The sequence below is a fragment of the Gimesia fumaroli genome, from assembly GCF_007754425.1.
Lineage (GTDB): Bacteria > Planctomycetota > Planctomycetia > Planctomycetales > Planctomycetaceae > Gimesia > Gimesia fumaroli.
In genome coordinates this window covers 6,218,234-6,242,072 of record NZ_CP037452.1, presented here as the reverse complement: position 1 = coordinate 6,242,072, position 23,839 = coordinate 6,218,234, and the positions used below count along the sequence as shown (strand labels likewise).

22 protein-coding genes and 1 tRNA gene are annotated in these 23,839 nt (G+C 52.1%); 9 read left to right on the top strand and 14 right to left on the bottom strand.

Features of this window, described 5'->3' with window-relative positions; translation table 11 throughout:
- The first annotated feature begins 117 nt into the window (after positions 1-117).
- Complete coding sequence (locus Enr17x_RS23655) at positions 118-1,815, top strand: formate--tetrahydrofolate ligase (protein WP_145312144.1); 1,698 nt, start codon at positions 118-120, stop codon at positions 1,813-1,815.
- A gap of 16 nt (positions 1,816-1,831) precedes the next feature.
- On the opposite strand, the gene Enr17x_RS23650 is transcribed toward Enr17x_RS23655, so the two are convergent.
- Positions 1,832-3,049, bottom strand: a complete 1,218-nt coding sequence (locus Enr17x_RS23650; protein WP_145312143.1) for a mandelate racemase/muconate lactonizing enzyme family protein — start codon at positions 3,047-3,049, stop codon at positions 1,832-1,834.
- Positions 3,050-3,080: 31 nt separating this feature from the next.
- On the bottom strand, positions 3,081-4,553 hold the full coding sequence (locus tag Enr17x_RS23645; protein WP_145312142.1) for a M81 family metallopeptidase: 1,473 nt from the start codon (positions 4,551-4,553) through the stop codon (positions 3,081-3,083).
- Positions 4,554-4,700: 147 nt separating this feature from the next.
- Here Enr17x_RS23645 and Enr17x_RS23640 point away from each other — a divergent pair, with 147 nt between their 5' ends.
- Both Enr17x_RS23640 and Enr17x_RS23635 read left to right on the top strand, forming a co-directional pair.
- Positions 4,701-5,447: an IclR family transcriptional regulator gene (locus Enr17x_RS23640; protein ID WP_232100832.1), complete on the top strand. Its 747-nt coding sequence runs from the start codon at positions 4,701-4,703 to the stop codon at positions 5,445-5,447.
- Between the two features lie 17 nt (positions 5,448-5,464).
- A complete protein-coding gene (locus Enr17x_RS23635; protein ID WP_145312140.1) occupies positions 5,465-6,133 on the top strand; it encodes an RraA family protein in 669 nt (222 codons plus the stop codon).
- Between the two features lie 10 nt (positions 6,134-6,143).
- Here the strand turns inward: Enr17x_RS23635 and Enr17x_RS23630 are convergent, their stop codons facing one another.
- Complete coding sequence (locus tag Enr17x_RS23630) at positions 6,144-7,619, bottom strand: sulfatase-like hydrolase/transferase (protein ID WP_198000762.1); 1,476 nt, start codon at positions 7,617-7,619, stop codon at positions 6,144-6,146.
- A gap of 317 nt (positions 7,620-7,936) precedes the next feature.
- Between Enr17x_RS23630 and Enr17x_RS23625 the strand changes: the two genes are divergently transcribed.
- The 4 genes from Enr17x_RS23625 (at position 7,937) to Enr17x_RS23610 (ending at position 11,198) form a co-directional block, all read left to right on the top strand.
- Complete coding sequence (locus tag Enr17x_RS23625; RefSeq protein WP_145312138.1) at positions 7,937-9,184, top strand: hypothetical protein; 1,248 nt, start codon at positions 7,937-7,939, stop codon at positions 9,182-9,184.
- A gap of 72 nt (positions 9,185-9,256) precedes the next feature.
- Positions 9,257-10,609, top strand: coding sequence for an NAD(P)/FAD-dependent oxidoreductase (locus tag Enr17x_RS23620; protein WP_145312137.1), 1,353 nt, complete (start codon positions 9,257-9,259; stop codon positions 10,607-10,609).
- 26 nt (positions 10,610-10,635) lie between these two features.
- A complete protein-coding gene (locus Enr17x_RS23615) occupies positions 10,636-10,947 on the top strand; it encodes a hypothetical protein (protein ID WP_145312136.1) in 312 nt (103 codons plus the stop codon).
- A gap of 44 nt (positions 10,948-10,991) precedes the next feature.
- On the top strand, positions 10,992-11,198 hold the full coding sequence (locus tag Enr17x_RS23610) for a hypothetical protein (protein ID WP_145312135.1): 207 nt from the start codon (positions 10,992-10,994) through the stop codon (positions 11,196-11,198).
- 2 nt (positions 11,199-11,200) lie between these two features.
- On the opposite strand, the gene Enr17x_RS23605 is transcribed toward Enr17x_RS23610, so the two are convergent.
- The 11 genes from Enr17x_RS23605 to Enr17x_RS23555 all read right to left on the bottom strand — a co-directional run bounded on the left by Enr17x_RS23605 (position 11,201) and on the right by Enr17x_RS23555 (position 20,787).
- Entirely contained in the window at positions 11,201-11,608 is a 408-nt protein-coding gene (locus Enr17x_RS23605) for a hypothetical protein (RefSeq protein WP_145312134.1), read from the bottom strand.
- A gap of 35 nt (positions 11,609-11,643) precedes the next feature.
- Positions 11,644-12,474, bottom strand: a complete 831-nt coding sequence (locus tag Enr17x_RS23600; RefSeq protein WP_145312133.1) for an oxidoreductase — start codon at positions 12,472-12,474, stop codon at positions 11,644-11,646.
- Between the two features lie 181 nt (positions 12,475-12,655).
- Positions 12,656-13,102, bottom strand: a complete 447-nt coding sequence (locus tag Enr17x_RS23595; RefSeq protein WP_145312132.1) for a hypothetical protein — start codon at positions 13,100-13,102, stop codon at positions 12,656-12,658.
- 90 nt (positions 13,103-13,192) lie between these two features.
- Positions 13,193-14,071: a HEAT repeat domain-containing protein gene (locus Enr17x_RS23590; RefSeq protein ID WP_145312131.1), complete on the bottom strand. Its 879-nt coding sequence runs from the start codon at positions 14,069-14,071 to the stop codon at positions 13,193-13,195.
- Between the two features lie 162 nt (positions 14,072-14,233).
- Positions 14,234-16,159: a pyruvate kinase gene (locus Enr17x_RS23585; RefSeq protein ID WP_198000761.1), complete on the bottom strand. Its 1,926-nt coding sequence runs from the start codon at positions 16,157-16,159 to the stop codon at positions 14,234-14,236.
- Between the two features lie 208 nt (positions 16,160-16,367).
- Positions 16,368-16,967, bottom strand: coding sequence for a hypothetical protein (locus Enr17x_RS23580; RefSeq protein ID WP_145312130.1), 600 nt, complete (start codon positions 16,965-16,967; stop codon positions 16,368-16,370).
- 36 nt (positions 16,968-17,003) lie between these two features.
- The gene (locus tag Enr17x_RS23575; protein ID WP_145312129.1) at positions 17,004-17,687 is read right to left on the bottom strand and encodes a hypothetical protein; all 684 of its coding nucleotides are present in this window, start codon (positions 17,685-17,687) and stop codon (positions 17,004-17,006) included.
- 102 nt (positions 17,688-17,789) lie between these two features.
- Positions 17,790-18,488 (bottom strand): hypothetical protein, encoded by a 699-nt coding sequence (locus Enr17x_RS23570; protein WP_145312128.1) that lies wholly within the window; start codon positions 18,486-18,488, stop codon positions 17,790-17,792.
- A 110-nt stretch (positions 18,489-18,598) separates the two neighbouring features.
- Positions 18,599-18,672 (bottom strand) — tRNA-Asp (locus Enr17x_RS23565).
- Positions 18,673-18,931: 259 nt separating this feature from the next.
- Positions 18,932-20,131, bottom strand: coding sequence for a pyridoxal-phosphate-dependent aminotransferase family protein (locus Enr17x_RS23560; RefSeq protein WP_145312127.1), 1,200 nt, complete (start codon positions 20,129-20,131; stop codon positions 18,932-18,934).
- A gap of 74 nt (positions 20,132-20,205) precedes the next feature.
- A complete protein-coding gene (locus Enr17x_RS23555; RefSeq protein WP_145312126.1) occupies positions 20,206-20,787 on the bottom strand; it encodes an isochorismatase family protein in 582 nt (193 codons plus the stop codon).
- A 152-nt stretch (positions 20,788-20,939) separates the two neighbouring features.
- On the opposite strand from Enr17x_RS23555, the gene Enr17x_RS23550 reads away from it, so the two are divergent.
- Complete coding sequence (locus tag Enr17x_RS23550; protein ID WP_145312125.1) at positions 20,940-21,857, top strand: formylglycine-generating enzyme family protein; 918 nt, start codon at positions 20,940-20,942, stop codon at positions 21,855-21,857.
- A 180-nt stretch (positions 21,858-22,037) separates the two neighbouring features.
- Entirely contained in the window at positions 22,038-23,786 is a 1,749-nt protein-coding gene (locus tag Enr17x_RS23545) for a S1 RNA-binding domain-containing protein (RefSeq protein ID WP_198000760.1), read from the top strand.
- Positions 23,787-23,839: the final 53 nt, after the last annotated feature.

Below are 23,839 nucleotides of genomic sequence, written 5' to 3'. Positions count from 1 at the left end.
TTTGAATTTCACAATGACTGCTGGAAAGAATTCGAAGTTCACTCACTTGAAAAGTCGATTTTCCTCATAGTACGCTGATTTGAACCGACCAGACGAGATTCTCTCAGGAAGACGCTCATGAATCAACCAGGTCAATCTGTCACCGGTGATCCAGGATTGCAGGAAATCGATACCATCGCGGAACAACTGAGGCTGAACCGCAATGATTATGAGCCTTATGGCCGCTATAAAGCCAAACTGGTTCACGGTCTCGCCGAACGACTCAACGATCGTTCCCAGGCAAAATATATCGGCGTGACCGCAATCAACCCGACCCCGTTGGGAGAAGGCAAAACCGTGACCGCGATCGGACTGGCGATGGCGTTGTCTCAACTGGGCCACACCACCATCGGCACATTGCGGGAACCCTCGTTAGCGCCGGTATTCGGTATCAAAGGGGGTGGCGCCGGCGGGGGAAAGTGTACTCTGGAACCGCAGGCCGACATCAACCTGCACTTCACCGGCGACATGCACGCGGTGACCGCGGCGACCAATCTGCTGGCCAGCATTATTGATAATCATCTCAAGCGAAAAAAGTCGCCGCAAATCAATCCCGCGACCATCACCTGGAAACGCGTCCTGGATTTATGCGATCGTGGTTTGGCGCACGTGATCACCGGACTGGATCAGGTGCCCCAGGCTCCCTTACGCGAAACCGGCTTCGAACTGTCGGCCGCTTCCGAAGTCATGGCGATTCTTGCACTGGCTACCGATCTCGCAGATCTCAGGCAGCGTCTGGGACGCATCGTGGTCGGCATGACTTATGAAAAGCAGCCGGTCACCGTTGAAATGTTAGGTTGTGTCGGTGCAATGGCGGCACTTCTCGTCGATGCCTTACGGCCGAATCTGGTACAAAGTTGCGAGCAGACGCCGTTTCTCGTACACACGGGCCCTTTCGGAAATATTGCCCACGGCAACAGTTCCATCGTGGCAGACAAAATCGCTGTCCGTCTGGCCGATTACGTCGTCACCGAAAGCGGTTTTGGTGCTGACTGCGGTGCGGAAAAATTTTTCGATATCAAATGTCGTAGCAGCGGTCTGAAACCAGACGCCGAAGTCCTGGTCTGCACGGCCCGGGCATTGAAGCTGCAGAGCGGTCTGTTTGAAGTTCATCCGGGTAAACCGTTGCCTGCAGCACTCCTGGAAGAAAACCTGGATGCAATTCGCGCCGGTGCCGTGAATCTGAAAGCGCACCTCGATATCATCTGCCAATACGGCCTCCCCACTGTCGTGGCCATCAACGCCTTTCCCGATGACAGCCAGAAGGAACTCGCAGAAATTCAGCAGATTGCTCTGGAGCAGGGCGCCTCAGCGGCCGTCGTGACTGACGCATTTGCACGAGGCGGACAAGGCTCAATCGCACTGGCTGAAGCCGTCGTGAAAGCGGCTGGCAAGCCGAATCAATTTCAATATCTCTATCCGCTCGAAATGTCGATCGCAGACAAAATCAAAACGATTGCCACTAAAATTTACGGTGCGGCAGCGGTGGAATATGATCCCAAGGCCCAGCGGCAAATTCAGGAATACGAACAGCTCGGTTATGGCAGGTTGCCCGTCTGTGTCGCGAAAACCCAATATTCGCTTTCACACGATCCGAAGTTATTGGGACGCCCTCAGGGCTTCACGTTTCCCGTGCGCGATTTGAAACTCTCTGCCGGTGCCGGGTTTCTGTATGCCTTATGCGGCGAAATTCGTACGATGCCCGGTCTCCCTTCCGAGCCTGCGGCATTACGCATCGACATTGACGAACAGGGAAAAATCACCGGACTGCAATAACGTTCTTGAGAGCCGACTATGCGAGTTCCGTAATACGGTACTGGTTTTCCCCTGGCTGAAACAATTCCGGTAACCAGGCCACACCCAGACCCGGCGTTTGGGGGATCACAATCCGACCGTCGTCCACCTGGATTTGTGTGTCGATCAATTGTGGATACAGGATTCGCAAGTGCGCTCTTAAGCTTTCCTGCCAGGCCACATTATTCGAACACGCCGCCACATGCACGCCCGAGAGCAGCGTCAGCGGTCCCGTACAGTCATGCATCACAACGGGAATGTTATAAAACTGCGCCAGCCGTGTGATGTTTCGGGTTTGCGAGATCCCGCCGACCCACGTCGGATCGATCATCACAAAATCCGCGGCCCGCTTTTCGAGTGCCAGCCGATAATCATCGGGGCCGTTAAACATCTCACTGACCGCCAGTGGGATCTGGGCTTTGTCGCGAAAATCACTCAGCGTATCCACGCCATCCACCCGCAGCAGATCTTCCGCCCAGAGAATATCATATTCGCGTAGCCGCTTGGCGATCCGCAGTGCCGGGGCGAGTTGAAAAAAACCGTGACCGTCGATAATCAATTCGATGTTGTTGCCCAGCGTTTCACGGATTTTCTGAAACGGCTCCAGTGCCTTGGTAATATCCTGATGAGTAATATGCAGCGGCCCGTTTGTTTTATGCGCCGCGAAATCGAGCGTCCAGACTTTCAGTGCCTGGTAACCTTCCGCAATCAACGATTCCGCCAGCGCGACCGGCGAATTGACGGCGGACCAGTAATCGTTTAACGGCCCCTGATTTCCCACACAGCCATGACCGGGCCAGGTATGTTTGCTTTCGGAATCACTTGTGCCGCCATAAGAGGGACCGCCACAACTGTTATACGTGCGGATCGATTCCTGCACGCAGCCCCCCAGTAACTGCCACACCGGTTGAGCAGTGACCTGTCCGAAGATATCCCACAGCGCCAGATCGATGGCGGAAATCGCTCGCAGCTCGGTTCCCCGCGAACCAAAATTCGTGGCACGTTCATAAAGAAACCGCCAGTGCGCTTCGATATCAAGCGGGTTCTTTCCCATCAGATAGTGCGACATCCAGTCGTGAATCATGGCGGCGACCGCATGTGGTGCGTAATAGGTTTCGCCACAACCGACAATTCCTTCGCTGGTATGAATCCGCACCAGTAGCAGACCGGGCATGATCGATTCCGCAATCGAAGTTTCGATTTTTGTGATCTGCATGGGATTTCCTTTAGTGTGAAAGAGATTCAAGTTAGTCGATCGATTCAAATGGAAACAGAGGTTTTCTGCGATACTGATACTCAAACTGTTCCATGTCGGCTGAAGTCACGCCCGGCGTATTCACACGAATCAGATTCGGGCAGACCGGTTTGTAAGCCGCCAGCGGAGCCTGCACTCCCTTCGCGACCAGAATATGATAATCGGCGGGTTCAATTCCGCAAGACGTGAGTTGCCCGAGACTGAAAGGAGGCGTGCGATGACTGTTGAGCATGATCGTCAATCCAAAATCAGTCTGCACCACCGCCGTCGGTCCCATCTGATATTCGGTTTTACCGCCATGACGGACCTCTGATTCCGTGAAATTGCCATCGTGCACGCTGACAACCGTCACATTAGCAATCAGCGGTGCCCCATGCTGGTCATCGGTCTTGCCTCCCATCGCCAGCCCCGATAACGTGGCTCCTGGTCCGGCTGCAATCGCCGTTTGGGCTGCTTCAGGATCGTACAGACAGGCAAAGCTGCTCGGTCCCTGACGCTGCTGAATGGCATGTAAAATGGTCGTGCCATCCGCGGGAGAACCGCCGCCGATGTTGTCTCCCATATCTAGAAAACAGATCGGACCTTCCAATTCCTGGGCCTGGTCGAGTGCCTCTTCAATGCCAGTCAGGTGCGCCACAAATTCTTCGCGGCGCGTGATTAATGTTTCTCCCAGTTGATTCGCCAGCTCTTGCGCACGATCCGGGTTATTATCCGTCACCACAATAAACCCGGAACCCATCTCCGCGACATCCGCATAAGGAAAGCCCAGAATCACGCTGTTGGAAAGCACGCCTGGTTCTTCCAGCATCTGATCCGCTTGTTTGTATAACGACGCGCACGGCTCGGACGAGGTATGCTGCCGTTCAATATTAATCGCGACCGGCACAAAACAGGCGGCTTGCGTCGGTTTGACCTCTCCCTTCAGAATCCGCTGCATCAGTCGCGCCGCTTCAATGCCCCGGTCCTTCTGATCAATGTGCGGATTCGTCCGATAGACAATCGTTGCGTCGCAGGCATCGATCATCGCTTGTGAAACATTCGCATGCGCATCCAACGTACAAACAATGGGCAGTTCCGGTCCGACCTGCTCACGCACCAATGTCAGCCAGTACCCGTCCAGGTCGCGTTCGTTTTCACTGACGCCTGCACCATGCGGCGCCACGAGCAAACCGTCCAGAGGTCCCACCTGCTGCAGTGCGTACAGCATCTTTTGAATCAGCGTCTCAACGGTTTCCGCGGTGATCGTGCCTCCCGGCAGCGCACGGGCGACAAAAATCGGCACCACTTCGAGGTCCGTCTCCTCCAGGCCAGCGAAGAATCCGCCGATCTCATGTGCCGAGTCTTTGAAAATCGGATAAATCTCATCGCCGGTTGCCAGCACATCATGCTCAAAATCAGCCAGCATGGTCGCCGATTGAATAAACGTATTGGATTCGTGTTGCAGAGCAAGTATTCCGACACGCATCACAGGCCCCTCAGTAAAAAACGTGAAAAAACTTCAGCTCCATATCTTATAGTGGAACGTTGTATTCACTATAATGAAACGCATGGTGTGTTGCAAGCAGCGGTCACATTAACGTTTTTTTCACTCTTTTTGCGGATCAAATTCGGCATGTCTTCCACGATCGAAGCATCATCACTCGGCAAAGCCCTGCATGTTCTCGAAGTGCTGGCTTCTTCGGGCGGTGCGCTGACGTTGCTCGAAATCGTCCAGGAACTGGGCCTGCATAAACCGACCGTGCATCGCATTCTCGGAGAGCTGATCGAGTTGGGCTACGTGAGCCGCGTCGAAAAAGGGGTCTACCAGATTACGCCGAAGTTGCGACGCCTGGCTTTGGGCGAAATGGAAGACCGCTTGACGGAAATCGCCGACCCCGCGTTGCGTGTCTTGCATCAGGAAACGGGGGAAACCGTCAATCTCGGTGTGTTGCGGGGAACCAACGTTCGTTATCTGCGCGTGATCGAAAGTACACATCCCTTACGACGCATCGTCGAGCCGAACAGTACCGACCCGTTTTATTCCACTTCGTTGGGCCGTGCTATCACATCAGAATTGAGTGATGCCGCCTGGGACGCTTTAATTGCCCGCACGCGGCTCGTGGCCCGGACGAGCGAAACCGTGATCGATCAAAAACAGCTCCGCAAGATTCATCAACGCGCGCAACAGGATGGCTACGCGGTCGAGCAGGATCAAAACGATGTCGGCGTTACCTGCATTGGGGCGCCCGTTTACGAGGACGGCGAAATCGTCGCCGCTATTAGCCTGAGTGTGCCGACCGCCCGTGCAGATGCGAAAGCGTTACAACGATTTATCAAAGCGGTTATCAAAACAGCCCAACAGATTTCAAGCCAACTTTAACAGAGCGTGAGTGAATTATGAATCAATCCCAACCGGAAACAATCACCCTGGATATGATGCGTCAATCTTTGCATTCCGCCATCATCTGTGATGCCCTGGATTCCATCGGCCTGACGAATCAGTCGCCCCGCAAAGAGTTATTGCCGATGACGGTCGAGGAAGTCGTGGTCGGACGCTGCAAAACCAGTCTCTGGGCCGACATGTACCACAGTGATCCCAGCCCGTATGAACTGGAGCTGAAAGCCGTCGATTCGATCAAGGCCGACGAAGTCTTCATCGCGGCTGCCAGCGGCTCGATGCGATCCGGCATTTGGGGCGAATTGCTTTCAACGGCGGTCAAGCACCACGGTTGTACGGGGGCGATCATTGATGGTGCCGTCCGCGATGTCCGTCAGATGCGAGCCATGCCCTTCCCGGTCTGGGCCGTGGGAACCTCACCCTATGACAGCAAAGACCGCCAGCGGATCATTGACATCGATGTCCCGGTAGAAATCGGCGGCGTTCTCTTTTCTCCCGGCGACCTGGTGTTTGCCGACGTCGATGGCATCGCCGTTGTCCCGCAGAAAGTAGAAACCGAAGTGATTCAGCTTGCCTGGAAAAAAGTGCACGAAGAAAACACATTCCGCGACAGCATTAAAGCAGGCATGTCCGCCACGGAAGCCTTCGCGAAGTACGGCATTCTCTAAACAAACAGGCTTAATCAGAGGCTTCGGGGTTCCACCATGCATTCAGCAGCGTGCGGAGTTCTGCCAGCGCAGCCGCCTGGTTTGGATCGTGCATTAAGTTCTTCGTTTCCTCGGGATCTTGTGATAGATCAAACAGGACATCGCCGCGCGTGTAGTCGTTCCAGGTCTTTCCCTGTGTATTCGCATTGTGCGCGGTGATTAGTTTGAGATTCCCTTTGCGAATCCAGCGATGCGCCACGTCCTGCTCCGGATGTCCCAGCGAACTGGCATCTCCCGGAAAAATTTCACCATACACGGCCCGGTCTGTAGGTAGTTTCGCTGCGCCTTTCGCGGACGGCAAGAGATTTACTCCCGGCAATTTTTGTGCGGCACTCCCCTGCCCGGCAGCATGCAGCAATGTCGGCACAACATCCACACTGCTGACAAGTGCCGTGTGCGTTGCCGGTTTTGTTACTCCGTCCCAGCGAATCAGGATCGGCGAACGCAGCCCGTCTTCAAAGGGCGAACGCTTGCTTGCTTTCGTGTGATGATAATTCTCGCGATACTGCATCGGCCGGGTTCCCGGAGTCCAGCCATTATCAATCACAAACAGAAACAGCGTATTTCTGGCATCCGATTCCCGTTCGACGAACTGAATCAGCTCGCCGACGGTATCATCGAACTGCGAACAACTCGCATAGTAGGCGATTTCCTCTTTCGAAACACGCGGGTTGTCACGATACCGGTCAAAATATTTCTTGGGCGAGTCGTGCGGCTGGTGCGGCAGATAGGGTGCATACCAGACCAGCCAGGGAGTTGACTTCTGTTCGCAGTCGCGCACGAAATCGTAAATCGGCTGCATCGTTTCACGACCGATCTTGAGGCCCCAGTCCCCGTTTCCATGTGCGGCGAGTTCACCGTTGGCCAACTTGCGATTGCCTCCAAAGCTCTGGCCGGGCACCGGCTGGAAAACCGTCATGCCTTCTGTAAAACCGGCGTTGCGATAATGGCCTTCCCAGAATTTGCCCGTTTGCAGGCAGCGATAACCGTGTGCCGCCAGAATTCGGGGCAGCGTCTCCACGTTTTGAATCAATCGAAAGGACTTGCTGCGCGTACTTTCATATTCCTTCAGCGATGTCATCTTGTTAAACGCACCATTACCCGGCGGCGGATGATTATAGTGAATGCCGCTCTGGTGCGGATACAGGCCCGTCAACAACGTCGCCAGCGAAGGGCTGCAGACACTCGTCGGCAGATACCCGTTCACATAGCGGGCCGACTGCTGAGCCAGTCGATCGATGTGCGGCGTTTGAATTTCTTTGTTGCCCATGAAACCAAAGTCGCGGAAGGTCTGATCGTCTGAGATGATCATCACGATGTTGGGCGAGCGTATTTCTTCTGCCCGCACGTACGCTGCAGAAAAACCAGTACCGCTAGAGAGCAGGCAGCAGATTATGGTCAACACAGCGATCCCGTTCCCGTTTCGCGAGTTTGAAATGCCTTTCATCCCTCTCCCAATCCCTCTACACATCAAAGCTATGACTTGATACAGTACACTCAGCATAGTCCACCAGGCACACGAAGTCATTCCGAATTTGCGTTATCCTGTTCTGCTTTTCCGGAACGAAGCTTGTTTTGTGAAGTTTTGCGTTGGAAAATGGTCCACGAAAAAAGGAAAAGAAACGGGAACCAACATTACAAAATTTGATCGATGCAGTAACATAAGCATATGTAGGCGGCCTGACGGAGGTTCAGAACCGCCTGCAGTTCCTTTCATACGATTCTTCAGATCTATCAAGGCATACTAAGTAAAGGGAGTTTCCAGTGAGTATCAATCCATTAGAGTATCAACCGGGTGGCGACAAAAAGAACTCTGAATTTTTTGACGAATATCGGATGAAAATCTACGAACGCCGCCAGAGCAGCGGGGTTGACGATTTACTGAAAACCATGCGCGGCATCGTAGTCCAGGTCGAACATGGTGATGCCCTGCCTTACCTGCATGAACTCTATCTGATGGGCCCCTACCGGTACACCGCCTCGTTCTGGAATACCACGCATAAAGTCTACGTCCTCACATCCGAGCCTGAATTTCCACGGCTATTCGTACTGGAGCCACTGGAAAAAGATTACGAGGATGAGATCACGATGTACAATCGGCTGTATCCGCTCTCCAGCCAGAAACCGAATGCACGCTACATCGGCGAAATCTTCAGCACGAAAGATGTCGCGGAGACACAGAAAACACTCGAATCGCATAACATTCGCTTCAATTATCACCATGAAACGAAAAACCCGTTCTTCACGGAATCCCATTTCGCGTTTACCTTCCCGTCCGACTTTACCTGCAATCGTGTCGGTTATACTCAGGTCGAGATTGACGACTTTAATGCACTGCAGTTGGGAACGCCTTTCGAACTGGATGCCTCGGTCGTTGATTCCTTAAATCAGGTCGTCGAATTTGCCGAAGCGGAAAAGCTCAATTCGCTGGTGCTGGGAGTCGATCATCTGGCGACCCGTATTCTAGCGGGCGAACGGGAAGATGCCATCCTTGAATTTTTGACGATGTCCAACCACTATTTCTGGGGTGCTTATAATATTTCCGCCATGAATTCGTCCACAAACGTCACGCGGAACGGCTATGTTGACGATGATAAAAAATCGCCCGCGAAAGTCTTCACCGCCAACAACACCCCTTCCTTTGTGAATTCCTTCGACAATCTGCCGATGCCCACCGAAGACTTCGTGCGCAACTATGGTCGCCGCCTGCATCATGTGGCCTATGAAGTCGTCGACGGCAATCACAGGGCCGGCGAAAAGAATGTCGATTATGTGGTGAATACGCTGAAAGACAAAGGCATTCCCTTCCTGGCCCACGTGGTCGGCGAATGTCTGGATGAACCAAACCTGAAGCAGATCTTCTCGAAGCACTCCGATTATTCCATTCTGATCACCGAATATGTGGAACGCTGTCACGGCTACGAAGGGTTCTTCACAAAATCCAATGTTGCCGCACTCACCGAGGCAGCCGGAAAAGACGAACGCTACGAACACGGCCACGTCTTTGACTAAAGGCGGATTCCGGTTCGAACCGACATTCAAAGTAGACAGCGCTTCCGTACTCAAACCAGGGATTTGCAAACTATGAATCGTTCTTCGAATTTGCCAAGGATTGTCATCATCGGAGGCGGCTTTGCCGGCATCAATGTCGCCAAGTCGCTGAAGGACGCCCCGGTTGAGATCGATCTGGTCGATAAGCACAATTACCACCTGTTCCAGCCGCTGTTGTATCAGGTCGCGACGGGAGAGCTTGATCCGGCCAATATCGCTGCCCCGATTCGCAAGATTCTGTGGAAGCAGAAAAACGTGCATGTCGCCCTGGGCGAAGTCACTGCCATCGATTTCGACAAAAAACTGGTCGACTTTGACGGCGGCGAGTTGGATTATGATTATCTGGTGATAGCCTCCGGCGCACAGCAGTCCTATTTCGGCCATGACGAATTTCGGGCCCATGCGCCGGGCTTGAAGTCGATTGACGACGCGCTCGAAATTCGCCGACGTCTGTTCCTGGCATTTGAAGAAGCCGAGTGGGAAGCCGACGAAGAAGCCCGTCGCAAAAAACTGACGTTTGTGATCGTCGGCGGCGGACCGACGGGCGTCGAACTGGCGGGCGCCGTCAAAGAAGTCGCCACAGAAACACTGCCCCGGGAATTTCGTAACATTCATAGCGACATGGCACGCGTGATTATCGTCGACGGCGGTCAGCGACTTGTCGGCCCCATGCCCGAAGACCTCGGCGTGCGGGCACAACACGTGCTCGAAAAAATGGGCGTCGAAATTCATCTGAATGTGCATGTGACGGACGTGACTGCCGAAGGAGTCAAAATCGGAGATGAGACGATTCCCGCCGAGAATGTCTTCTGGGCCGCCGGCGTACAGGGACAGGATCTCGCCAAAACATTAGATACGGAAGTGGATCGCGGCAGCCGAATTGTCGTAGGCCCCGATCTTTCGATTCCCAACCACCCGGAAGTCTTCGTCGTGGGAGACGCCGCCCATGCGACCGATGCTACCACCGGAAATCCGGTCCCCGGTCTCGCACAGGGCGCCATCCAGACCGGCCGCTTTGTCGCCGAAATTATTAAAGCCGAAATCGCTGGCAACGCACCGAAAGAACGGCCCCAGTTCAGTTACCACGATAAAGGTTCGATGGCGATGATCGGCCGCGGCAACGCCATCGCCGCGATCGGCAAAATCCATTACGGCGGCATTCTGGGCTGGATTTCCTGGAACGTGTTACACGTGATGTTCCTGGTCGGCTTCCGCAACCGCTTCAAAGTCATGCTCGACTGGCTCTGGAATTACATCTGGAAAACCCGCCGCTCCCGCCTGATCACCGGCGACCCCGAAGTCCACATCAAACAACTCTACTCCGAGCACCAGCAACCAGTCATCAAACCGCGCCGGGGAAAACGTGATAATACAGACGAAGGATGAAACCAGTTCAATCACCGGATACTCAGATGAACTTTCTGATCGCAGGCTTCGTAGCCGCCACTTTGATACTGGGCATGTTTCTCTTTATCAAGATCATCGATTACGAATTTCGCAAGTTCATACAGGATCTGGGAGGGAAGTGGGAACCAGATTACGGCATGGAATTTCCTGGTGGAACATTGATCTGGATTTCGATCGCAAATCTTTTGCGGAACTACCGGGTGCTGTTTTCAATCCTGATTCTCTGTATTTGCTTTGGCATCGCTTTTTTCTGCGGGAGTTCAGGAGAAACTGTTGATCCTGAAACGAGAGCAGTAAGTGAAACTCAATCTAATTAGTCAGCGAAAATTCTCATGTCATTTTCACAATAAGGAGTCCTGTTATGAACGAAGTCGATCAAAAAGCGGAAAAAAAAAGAGGCACTGCAGAAGCGGGGCTGGTTTATTTTGGTTCCATTCTGACTGGTGTTATCGGAATATACGGTGCTTGCTACGTATTGTCATCAAAAGACTATAGTGGCGGCGGGATGTATCTGTTGGCCTCGGCATTTGCATTTGGATTACTGGCGAATGCCTTGTTTCGTCATTAATATCACGCATTTTGAATTGTAATCTCATTTGTTTTCTTTGTTTCAAGAAACTGAATGAGCGCTTTCAGATCATCTGCTGTGAGCCCCCAAGGTGATTCCTGAATGTCTGGATCGACTAATTGGATACTTCGAATCGTTTCCTCGATATCGCCAATGACAGAAGGCACTCCATCCATATCGCAAAATCCGAGCATCTCGTTCCATTCCTTGACAATTTGCAAGTAGGGGATTATTTTGTCTTCAAAGCACAAGGAAAATAAAGAACCAAAAAGATTATCAAATTCCCACTGGTGCATTTCAAATTTAGAATGACACTCGTTCGTTTTTGATTCAAGAATCACAAGATCTGGTGGTTGACCATATACTAGATCTTCTTGAGCCCATTTCGTTTTATAATATTTGATTTGCATGCTGTTATGTCGCCATCATTGATTGTTCAGAAACGTTACTTCATCTGACTCAGCACAATTTTATCAAATAGTTTATCGGAAAAGAGTCGTTTGACGCGGGGGAGCAGTTTGGAGTCCATTGTGGTGGCGTAGCGGGTTTTGGGGGACTTCGCTTCGATGGCTTTGATCACCGCGTTCGCCGTGCTTTCGGGCCCCGGGCTTTTGGAGTACAGTTTGCCGGTGAATTTTCGGAAGGCGGAAACCAGCGGCTGATAATCTTCTGCATGATCCAGGCTGTCCAGTTTGGCAAAAGCGACTTCGTCGAATTCGGTTTTGACGGCTCCCGGCTCAATCAGGACCACATCAATGCCAAACTGTTTGACTTCCATCCGCAGTGCGTCCGAAAAACCTTCGACCGCAAATTTTGTCGAAGCATACCAGCCCAGGACCGCGGTCGAGACATGCCCCACGACGGATGCGGTATTGATAATACGGCCACTGCGCTGTTTTCGCATCTGAGGCAGAACCGCCTGCACCAGCCGTGCCAGGCCGAAGACGTTCACGTCATATTGATACTGAATTTCGTCGAGCGGAATACATTCAATCGTTCCATACGATCCGTAGCCGGCGTTGTTGAACAGCACGTCAATCCGTCCCTGCTCAGCCAGCATCTGATCCACGCCGGCTTTGACCGATTCGGTATCCGTGACATCCATGTGCAGGATGTGCGCCCCTTTCGCTTCAATGTCCCGCATCTTCTCCACCCGCCGGGCGGCTGCGTAAACAGTGTGCCCTTTTGCCAGCAGTTTTTCGGCGACCAGCTTGCCAAACCCGGCCGACGCGCCGGTGATTAAAATACATTGTTTGATTTCTGGTTGAGTACTCATGAACCGATCCCTGGAATATTAGCGAGTGCTGGAAGGTGAAGCCGTTGTTTCCGCGATGCAGGAACCGAAATCGTACTAAGCTGAGGCAGTCTGTCAACAGAGGATCTCAGTTCATAAATCTTCTGGATAAAGATAATCGGTCTAAGACCAGAACGAGAACAACACTGCTTTATGATGGTTGCTACTGCTGCTCCTTGAGCATCTTCGCCACGGAGATTGGAAAATAAAACCAGGTTAACAGTTCCTGCTTGCCGGTTCGTGGATTGGTCAAGGTCTTGAGTTGGAGCTGGGCACGTTCTGCCAGTTCCTTATTCAGATGCGCCCGTACATGCAGTTTTCCATTCATCTTTTTTGTTTCCAGGGATACCAAAAGATCCGGTCGGGGCGTTCCGTCTTTCGATAAAATTACTAAGTCGATGGAGTTGAGTGCCTGCAGTTTTCCCGTATCGTCTATGATCAGATTAACGGTGACGCGGCCGGTGCCGTGATCGACGACGGAGAGTTCATATCGCAGGTTGAGTTCTTCCTTCGATTGACTGATTTCGAAGCCGAGTGCCCAGGCGACGTCTGCTGTGAACAACAGACCGAAAAATGGTAATAACAACAAAAGAGATTTTCGTGCAGACATCAGAAGGTTCCTTCAAACGAGGGATATTGGCAATGTTCGATTCCTGCAAAGTTCATGAGTTTCCGTCAATGATAAAAGTATGATCCGAGATCAGTCTTTTTTCTGTGACTTACAAAACTGACTGATCTTATCCAGAGTCTGGCGGTGTTGTTTTTCCTCTGTGGATCTGTCGGGGGCTTTTTCAATCGTTTTAATGGTCTCTTGAATTCGTGTTTGCAGTTGTTCGTCATTGGTATTAAGTGCGTCGCGCAATGCGGGCAGAGCCGGCTCGGCCTGCTTGCCAAACGTTGCTAATGCTCCTGCCGCATTTCGGCGGACCCATATTTCTTTATCCTGCAGTAATTTGGCAATCGCCTCCAAGCTGGGTTTGCTATAGGGATCCAGCTTTGCCAGTTGTCCGGTGCTCCAGCCGCGCACCGTGGTGTCGGTGCTGGTTAGTCCTTGGGAATAGCGTTGTTCCAGGTCGGCCAGTTGCAGCAGGTTGATTCCCTGGGGAATTTTGATTTTGTCCAGCTGAATCGCACCGCCGACATAAACCGTTAAGATCGGGTGCTTGTTCCAGATCAGACTGCCCTGGTCTTTTTGTGACATGGCTCGCGCGATTCCGCCAACCAGATGCAGGCTCCAGTTAAAGTCCATGGTTTGCGTTTTTCGAAACGAGCTGACTTTAGCCGGCCCCGGTCGCAGGACAACCTCGTGTACTTTTTCTTCGGTAGCCGCAAATTTCTGTAAGACATCGTTGAGCGTCTCGGTGTCTCCGTGATAGAAACAGTGTTCGTTGCCATTGATCCAGCGGTGGTAAATGCGGCTCTGATGATTGACGACCGGCATAATGCCCGGCCAATCCCGGAAATTCGCTGCATTTAAGGGCTTGTTGCCGAAATCCTCTTCGCCCAGTGCCCAGGCGTGTGAAGCCAAACTGCACAAAGTCAGCAGCATACCCAGTGAATTGAAACAAAACTGCCGCATGATGAATTTCCTTATTGGAGTAACTGGTACGTACCCTTTAGAGACGGTACCGACGATGGTATTGTTTCAGTGATTTGCGAATCATTTCAATTTTCTTCAAACTCGAAATTTAGCATTTACAATTAAGTCAAACGCAATAGTAGAGGCCGCGTTAAATTCAGTCTAAGTTTCTGCCGGATCAGACGTATTACTTATTTTCTCTGACGGCGTATGAGTGGCCAGTCGTAATTCGCGGAGCATGGCCCGTTTTTTGGTTTGATGAGACTGCATCCGTCGCAGGATATCGTCGAGAGTGCGGACGGCGTGGAGTACGTGCTGGCCTTTGTTAAGCATGACGCACTCAGCCCGGTGGCCCATCGCCGCATCGGTGATTTCTGCACGGGACGGCATCCCTTCTTTCGCAAGCGACTCTAATACCTGAGTGGCCCAGATGACGGGAACATGGGCGGCTTCGCAGATCCAGAGAATCTCTTCCTGAACTTCAGCCAGCCGTTCAAAGCCGCTTTCGACGGCCAGATCGCCGCGGGCAATCATCACGCCGCAACAGGGAGAACGCATGGCAGTGAGCAACATGTCCGGCAGGTTTTCAAAGCCCCGCCGCGTTTCGATCTTCAGGACGATTGCGGGCTGGCGACCATCCAGGCGTGTCAGATACTGCTGAAGCATTTCGACATCTTCCGCGCGATTGGCGAACGACATCTCGACGACATCGGCGTGTTGTGCGACAAAGGCCAAGTCTGCGAGATCTTTGTCGGTTAAGGCATTCAAACTCAGATTACTTTCGGGCAGATTGATGCCTTTGTCGGCGCGTAGCTTCGCGCCGCTCAAACGCGCCTGCGTGATGCGAACGAGTACGCGTGTGCTGTCTACTTTTTCAATGACGCCGCCAATCTTGCCATCATCGAACCAGATGGACTGACCGGCACGAACGTCGTTAAACACATCGGGAATCGTACAGCCAATTTGCGCCGGAGTGAGCACCTCTCCCGCACTGTCATGGGTCACGGGCCGCCCCGGTTCGAGGTTCCTAGTTATAATGAGCTGGTCGCCCTGAAACAGCGTGAGATCGTTTTCCGTAGCCGCTATGTCGCCGACCGCTGCTTCGCGATGCTTTGCCTTTGCGACTTTGTGTTCGTGTTTCAGGACTGTGCCGGGAATGACGTATGTGGTTTGAACCGCCTCTGCCCAGCACCCTTCATCGGTGAGATCAACGATGGTCAAAGTGCGCCGGGAGCCGCGTGCGTCCGTGAGTTGGATTTCTTCTCCCTGATGCATCCGAGAGAGCCAGGGTTCCGGAACGGGCAGGCAGGCATCGGCGGGGGAAGGCGACGGTTGGGGATTGGTTTCGGCAAAGAGCCAGACCCGCGCGGGAGCAGTGACCTGTCCCAGGAGATCGCGGCGTGGGCGAATCTTGACGACCGCCGGTCCTGGCTCCAGAGGCCCGGTGCGCAGCTTGGGGCCTGCCAGATCCATAATGACCTGGCACGACCGCCCTAATGATTTTTCCGCCCGTCTGAGGTGTTCAATCATCCGCAACCACGCAGTCGCATCATCGTGTGCGCAATTGATTCGCATACAATCCATGCCTTGTTGCAGCAGGTCGTGGACCAGATGGTAATCGTCGGCCGCCTCGCTCGGCATGGTGACCATGATTCGCACCCAGCGTCCGGGGACGGCGGGACCGAGCAGCGTTTCGGTGTGTTCGACCAGCAGGCGTTCCCCGGTCGCAAAATTGATGACCGCAGGTTCCGCAGCAGACTGTTCCAGAGAGTGTCCCGCCAGACGGTGTAATACATCGAGCACCGCATCGACGGTCGCCATCACATGCGACTCAGCGCGCCCCAGCGAGGACAGCCCGAGCGCTGCCAGGCGGATTTGTAACGGTCGGATGTCGTGATGCCGGAGCGCCAGGTAATGTAAGAGGTTGCGGGCACTTTCCCGGTAGCAGGGGTGAACCTGATCCAGCAGAGACCGGGAGCGATCTGCCTCAATGACCATCTCGGAGCGGATGGTGGCAAGTTCTTTGAGTACCGGTTCATAGTCTTCCGACGTCAAGTCAGAACTGGTCGTGCTGTGTTCCAAAGTCAAAGGGCATCCTCTCCGGAAGCCGAATTTGTGATGAAATGAAAAAAATCCACTTCTGATCGTAGATCGTTCTAAGTGTGGCGCGATTTAAAAATCGTATCAGACTGAAGTCGTCTGTCAACGGCGTGCTTCATTTCAGAGTTGTTCTTAACAATCATTTCATCAAGAATCATTTTGGTGTTGTCTGGAATAAGGAAGTCGGAAGAGGGTTTCAGCTGTCTCTGGAAAATGTCAAACCGGCTTGTTTCAGTGACAAGTCAATTTGAGGAAGTAGAGACGGATCGTGTTTCAAGCCGAGTAAACCAACGAAGAGAGTGACGCCATCGTCTGAAGGAGTCATTGAGAGCAGGTAAGATCTCAATTCATCTTGAAATTCAAGCGCGCCGGCAGTCAGGTCGTCGGTTGATGACGGGAGAAAGGTGACAGCCGAGTCGCCGAATTGAAGATGTCCTGAGTGATCGGGTGTGAATAACCGTGACTTGAGAGTGGAAAGAGTGATGGCGGGGAAATGATACTGGATGATGTCTTGTGTCTGCGCATCAAGCCAGAGTTCGCTGCCTGTTGATAAATCAGTTTTCGTGAGATCTTCCCCCAGCAGGAGCGATATGCAGGCCCGTTCTGGGGCCCCTCCCATGATCATTTCGATCGCGCGCACATAGGATTTGTGAACCGTTCCGTCAGGCTGTTTCAGTTTCAATGGATCTCCGACTGTGACACGAAGGCTGGAACCACTTGGGATTCCTGGGGCGATCACGAAACCGTGGCCCTTAATATCAAACACATCTTCAATCCGTGACAGGAGCGTATGCATTGGGGGGCCTTACTCAATCGTATTCAAAAGGAAATCTTATCGGACAGCATTGAGTTTCTGGTTTAGCATCGTTTGCTGTTGTTTTGTGAAAGCGGGCGCTGACTGGGGGATCGGCGGGATATTTCCCCAGACGGAGAGTTCCTGGTTTTTATCTGGTAGTCGATCGAAAAACGCAGAAGGGACGCCCGCCCATTCACCTGTTTCACTCACAACATTACCACCTATTACCAATTTGCCGCTTGGTAAAAACCAGGAGCCCTGCATGAGAATCGCGGGTGCGTAGGGAACTGTCCCCCCGGAAGGAATGGGACGTAGTGCGCCCCACTCTTTGTCCCAGCGTCCGCGAAAGATCCAAAGTCGCTGATAGCGATCCACAGAAACAAACCAGTCCCGTTCCGCTTCAAATGTGATAGGTCTGTCTGCAGCTAACCTTGAGTAAATGGGGGTGGAAAAAAGTTCGACCTCCATAATCCGCCGATGGAACATGATGTGTACGATGTTGTCCGCCGTTTCTTTGATTTCCAACTGATGTCCGCCCGCAGGAAAGCGATAAACGCCAACCTGATCGATCACCTGCCCTGCCTCAAGCTTGGGGGGAAGACGCAAAATTGCGACGACAACGATCGCCAGCAGCAGGCAGCCCACACCAAAGAGTAAGCGAAGGCGAAAACTCAGACGCGGTCGTTGTTCAACGATCGGAGTTTGGTCTTCGACTGTCACGCGATCACCTTGAATCTGTTGGTAGCTTCGATGTTTTCAGTCCTCGTATTCAACACAAATGATCTATCACTACGACTGCCATGTCATATGTTTGCATCGGCGTTAGTCTTTAACCAGACCAATTGAACGTAAACCACGTTTTAGCGGACGTACCCATTGGGAGATAAAATAGAATTTGAGTGCACCTTTCAGTGTATACCGCCAGACCAGCCCCTCGTCGTCGGTATAATAAGCGTCCTTCACTTTGACGAGTCGATCCGCTTTCATTTTTCTGATCTCGAAATAGCCAGCCAGTGGTTTGTCTGCTTCAAAAGGTTCAATCGCAATTTCTTTCAGCCTCTGCATATGTTTTTTATGGAGTTCTTTGAATCCGTAATCTGTCCAGGTTGATTGTTCCATGACGCCGGAAATGTCCTGCTCCCCGATTTCATTCGTGGTACAGAGAATACGACCATCTGCAGATTTTGAATAAAGCCAGATCCCTTTACAGGGAAGTTTGGCGACCTCACCACCACTGACGGTGGCGATCATTGAGCAATCGGGGGTGATCCAGAAGTCATATCGCACTCGATACATTTTTGCCTTTCCAAAATGACAAAGGCAGCCGTATTCAAAGCCAAGCTTAGCAGCTTCCTGGTTTGCCTCAGCGGCGGCATCGACGAGTGGATATTCTTCACCGTCATCTGGAAAATAAAACGGCTGAATCGCCTGTTTTTCCCACATGCAGACTGAAACAATCAGGATAAAAAAGAAGCCAAGTAAGGCTCCGATCCCCAGGAGCAATAGTTGATACTCAGGCATCTTTAGCTCTCCCTGGTCTTAGTGGGTCGTTCAGGAGCAGGCTGATTTAAAAAAAAGAAAGGGACACCGAATCAATAATTCGATGTCCCTTAATCAGATAACACTATAAGCGAGGCCGACGGGACTTGAACCCGCAACCCCCGGATCGACAGTCCGGTACTCTAACCAATTGAGCTACGGCCCCTTACAGGTGGTCGGAAATGATAGGCAAAGATTTTCGCGATTGCCACTCATTCGACACAAAATTCGTGAGAATGTTCGAAAATTCTCTCGACGGCACGCAAAGGATACTTCCCTTGCGTGATGATCCCAATATAACGCGACCTGCGATGGTCGGCAAGTCATATGAGAATCGTATCTTAGGAATCGGAATTCTCGTCGGAACTCATTAAATATAACCGTCTTATTCGATCAAAAAAACGAAACTTAGCGACCGCCTGGGGTTAGTCTGTAATTGTTGTGCGGTAAAAATCATTTGCAGCAGCTACGCCGGCGCCGGGTGTCAGCTGGTAGCCCGCATGCAGCAGACATTGATCCAGGGCCGCCAGGAACAGCAGCACATGCGAACTCTGGCTGCTCTCTCCCATCAGGCCGATCCGCCAGGTTTTGCCCTTCATCGGGCCGAGGCCGCCGCCGATTTCGATGCCAAACCAGTTCAAGAGCTGGCTGCGAATGGTGGCATCATCGATTCCATCGGGAATCTTGACGGCGTTGAGCATTGGAAGTTGATGGTCATCGGCGACCGCGAACTGAATTCCCATCGCTTGCAGGCCTGCTTTCAGAGCACAATGATTGGCATAATGACGCGAGAATCGGTTTTCCATACCTTCGTCGAGTACCAGTCGCAGTGCCTGATGCAGTGCAAAGTTCATGTTAATCGGTGCAGTATGATGATAGGCCCGTGAGCCACCCCAGTAAGCACGGACCATGGACATATCCAGGTACCAGCTCGAAACCTTGGTCTTACGGGCATCCATGGCGGCAGTGGCGCGAGAACTGAATGTGACAGGCGCCAGGCCGGGAGGACAGCTCAGGCACTTCTGTGTCCCACTATAGGCGGCGTCGATATTCCATTCATCAATTTTCACAGGCATTCCTCCAAGTGAGGTCACGCAGTCAACCAGCAGCAATGCATCCGCTTCGTGGACAACTTCGGAAATTTCTTTCAGCGATTGTACGGCTCCCGTAGATGTTTCTGCATGCACAATGCCGACCACTTTCGGTTGTTCTTTTTTGACGACTTCTCCCACTTCTTCAACGGAAAAGACTTCGCCGAAGGGGCGCTCAATCTGAACGACTTCCGCACCAATGCGGCTGGCAACATCCGCCATCCGGCCGCCAAACACACCGTTCGTGCAGACGACGATTTTGTCTCCCGGTTCGAGCAGGTTGACTACGCAGGCTTCCATACCGGCACTGCCGGTGCCACTGACGGCCAGCGTGAGTTCGTTTGTGGTATGGAAGAGCGTTCTGAGCATATCTTGAACTTCATCCATGATTTGCAGGAAATACGGATCAAGATGTCCGACAGTCGGTGAGGCCATGGCTGACAGAACGCTGGGAGAGACATCACTGGGACCAGGGCCCATCAGAGTGCGACGTGGGGGTTGAATCGGGCTGTGAAGATGATGTTCGGTGATCATGGCTTTGGCTCTTTATGCTTTGAAAATGCTCAGAAAGGATTTAATTTTTCGCAAACGATATTCCAGGTCGGTGTTTATTTTCCAGTCACCAGGCGACTGATCTGTTTAAATTCATCGGTGCCTGCAACCTCACACCATTCAAATAAGAGGGATTCAGCGGTTGTAATACACGCTCCCGAATTCTCCATGCGTTTGATGGCGAAGTTCCAATCCAGTTGATTGCGGCTGGCAATCGCATCTATGGGAATGATAACGCGATAACCGGCTGCTAACAAATCCAGAGCGGTTTGCTGCACACAGATATGCGCTTCAATTCCCGTCAGCACGATTTTCGTACGATTATCGACGGTGTTAGTAGCCCCTCCCCAACCTAAGCACTCGGCGGCACTGAATCGCAGTTTTTCAATGGGAGTCGGCAGCAGAGAGGCGAGTTCCGGAATCGTGGCGCCCAGTCCTTTGGGATATTGCTCGGTAGAGCTCACGGGGATTTGAAACAGGGTGGCTGCCTGTACTAATTGTTGAAGTCTGTGAATCAGTTTTTTCGCGACGGGAATGGCGGGGACCAGCTTTTCCTGCACATCGACGACAACCAGTTGGCATTCCTGATGCGAAACCAAATCAATGCTGCGAGGAAACGAAGGAACTGATTCTGACATGAATTAACCTGACTGGCAAAACAGAAAAGAGCGAGAAAGAATGGATTGAAGCAGGCACACGAATCGTCACTCCACTTTCGGATTCCATCCCGCATTGATAAAATAGGATTCAAAAGAGTACCCTAACAAATTCAGAAGCAGTAGTGAAGCACATGAAACATTACAAACCAATTGCCGCGTCTCTTGAACCGTTCCTCCTGTTAGGAATATTTCTGTCTGTGTTCGGAGTGGGCCTGCTGTTTGCTGACAAAAAGCAGGAGGCAGCCGCGGGAGTTGCTCCCAATGCAAAACAGACCGCATTACTCAAACAGTTTGTTAAAGAACTGGTGCCGATCACGCCTGGAAAAGGAAAATTCCCGAAATCGTTTCAAATGGGCTCTTCAAAAGGCGCGCCCGCGGAAATGCCTGTTCATAAGGTGACTTTGGGTGAAGATTTCTGGATCGCCAAGTATGAAGTCCCGCAAAATTTGTATCAGGCCGTCATGGGAGAGAATCCCAGTCGCTGGAAAGGGCCACGTAATTCCGCAGAAATGTTCGACTGGCGGACCGCCAATCAGTTTTGTCAGAAATTGACGAAATTGCTGCGGAAAAACAGACTTATCGCCGCCGATGAAGAAATCCGGCTGCCCACCGAAGCCGAGTGGGAATACTGTTGTCGTGCTGGAACGACGACAGAATATAGTTTCGGTGATGTAGCCCAAAAACCGGGGGATGTCGGCAAACAGGCTGGAAACCTCGACGAATACGCCTGGCATACCGGAAATGCAGCCGGAAATGATCCCCCCGTTGGTGCTTTGAAGCCAAATCCGTGGGGATTGTATGACATGCACGGATACCTTTGGGAGTTCGTTGCAGATCCCTGGCACGAGACCTATAAAAATGCTCCCGCGGATGGTAGTGTATGGGGCTTCGGGGCTGCTGATTCGCCTCGCGTGATACGGGGAGGCTCCTGGATGGATCGCTATGACGGCCTGCGATCGGCATTTCGAGCGAAGATAGCACCTAGAAGTACCAGCCCTGCATTGGGGTTACGTTGCGTGAAAGCAAAAGTGAAAAAATCGGAAAACTAGGCTCTGCGAATTGCAGGGGCGTAGCAGCGGTGATACTCTTTTACATAGTCCAGATGGCTTTTCGCATGAAATTTGAGGTCCCCGCAAAAAGTGGTATCCTGTTCGTGATGAGCCAGGCAATTCGGTTTCAAATCAATCCTGTTTTTAATGTATGTAATTAGGCGAGAAAGTTCATCTCCCATGAGTTCAGAACAACCATCAACTGAAGAAATCAAAACCAGTGAAGAAGCAGTGGAAGCGAATGCGCCCGCCGATCAAGGACAGTCTGCCGATGCAGCTGGTGTGACGGAAGAAGCTGCTGCCTCTGCGCCACAGGAAGAACCTCAGGCCGAACCGGTTGCTGAATCGGCAACGACTGCAGAAACAGGCAATGAAGAGAGCCCACAAGCGGCAGAAGCTTCCGAGCAGTCGGAGCCTGCTAAAACGGAACGTAAAGTCCAGCTGAAGCCTAAGGTTGATCCGGAACAGTTCAAAGCAAAGCCTTCGCCTGGTACGAGTCTGCCTCCTCAATCGAAAGCAGCGGATGGGGAAGAAGCAGCGTCATCTGAAGAGGTTTCGCAGGAAGAACTTGACGAAGCGGCGATGCTGCAGATTGCCGAAGCAGCAGTTCCCATTGATATTCCACCTGAAGTTGATGATCTGGGCGAAGGACTGGAAGAAGAACTGGCTGCTGCTCTGTCAGCACAGGGAGGCCAGGAACTTCCTAAGACATTGAGCGATGAAGAAGCGGCAGCGGAAGCAGCCGCCGCGGGCACAGCGGCGAAACCAGCAGCTGCAACTCCCGCTGATGAGGGATTGGCTGAAGGCGATCGCCTGAAAGGGATTGTTGAATCCATCAATAACGACGATGTCTTTGTTGATTTGGGGAGCAAGGCTCTGGGAACTCCCGGGATCGTACCCCTGCGACAATTTGGTGATAAGCCACCTGAAGCAGGACAGGAAATCGACGTCAAAGTCACCAGCATTAAAGAAGCAGAAGGTTTGATTCAACTTTCATTACCACGTGGACATCACAAACCCGCTGGTGACTGGGATGCCGTTTCTGCCGGACAGGTCGTTGAGTGCGTCGTCAATAAATCCAACAAAGGAGGACTGGAAGTGAATGTCGGAAGCCTCAGAGGCTTCCTGCCCGCCAGTCAGGCCGATCTGTATTTCGTGGGAGACCTGGAACCGTTTGTGGGTCAGAAACTGACCGTACAAATTACTGAAGTGAATCCCAAGAAACGAAATCTGGTTGTCAGCCGCCGAAAATATCTCGAAGCAGAACGTGAAGAAATTCAGAAAGAACTGTGGGAAAAGCTGGCCATTGGTCAAGAGCATACGGGAACGGTCAAAAACATTAAGGACTATGGTGCGTTCGTAGATATCGGTGGAATTGATGGCTTTCTACACATTGGCGAGATTAGCTGGAACCGCATTAAACATCCCAAGGATGCCTTGAGCGAACAGCAGCAGATCAATGTGAAAATTCTCAAGATTGATCGCGAGAAAAACCGCATCAGTCTGGGCATGAAACAACTGCAGCAGGATCCGTGGCAGCTGGCGGAAGATCGTTACGCAGCTGATTCCACCGTGACGGGAAAAGTCACCCGGACCACTGACTTCGGAGCATTCGTCGAATTGGAGCCCGGTCTGGAAGGATTGATTCATATCAGTGAACTGGATCACCGTCGTGTGAAACGGGTCACGGAAATTTTGACCACAGGTCAGGAAACAACGGCGAAGGTGCTCGAAGTTGATCCGAATCGAAAACGAATCAGCCTGTCACTCAAAGCATTGAGTGATAAGCCAGATTCTCCAGCCGAACAAGCAGAAGAGCAACCAGCCTACGAACGGAAACGTAAAGGGCCGCTCCTCGGCGGCAATGCAGAAGATACTTCCGGTTCCAGTGGTGGTGGTTTGTTTGGAAATCCCAACGATTACAAATAAACCTGACACGGCGTAATACAAATACAAAACGGCATCTCAATTGAATATGAGAT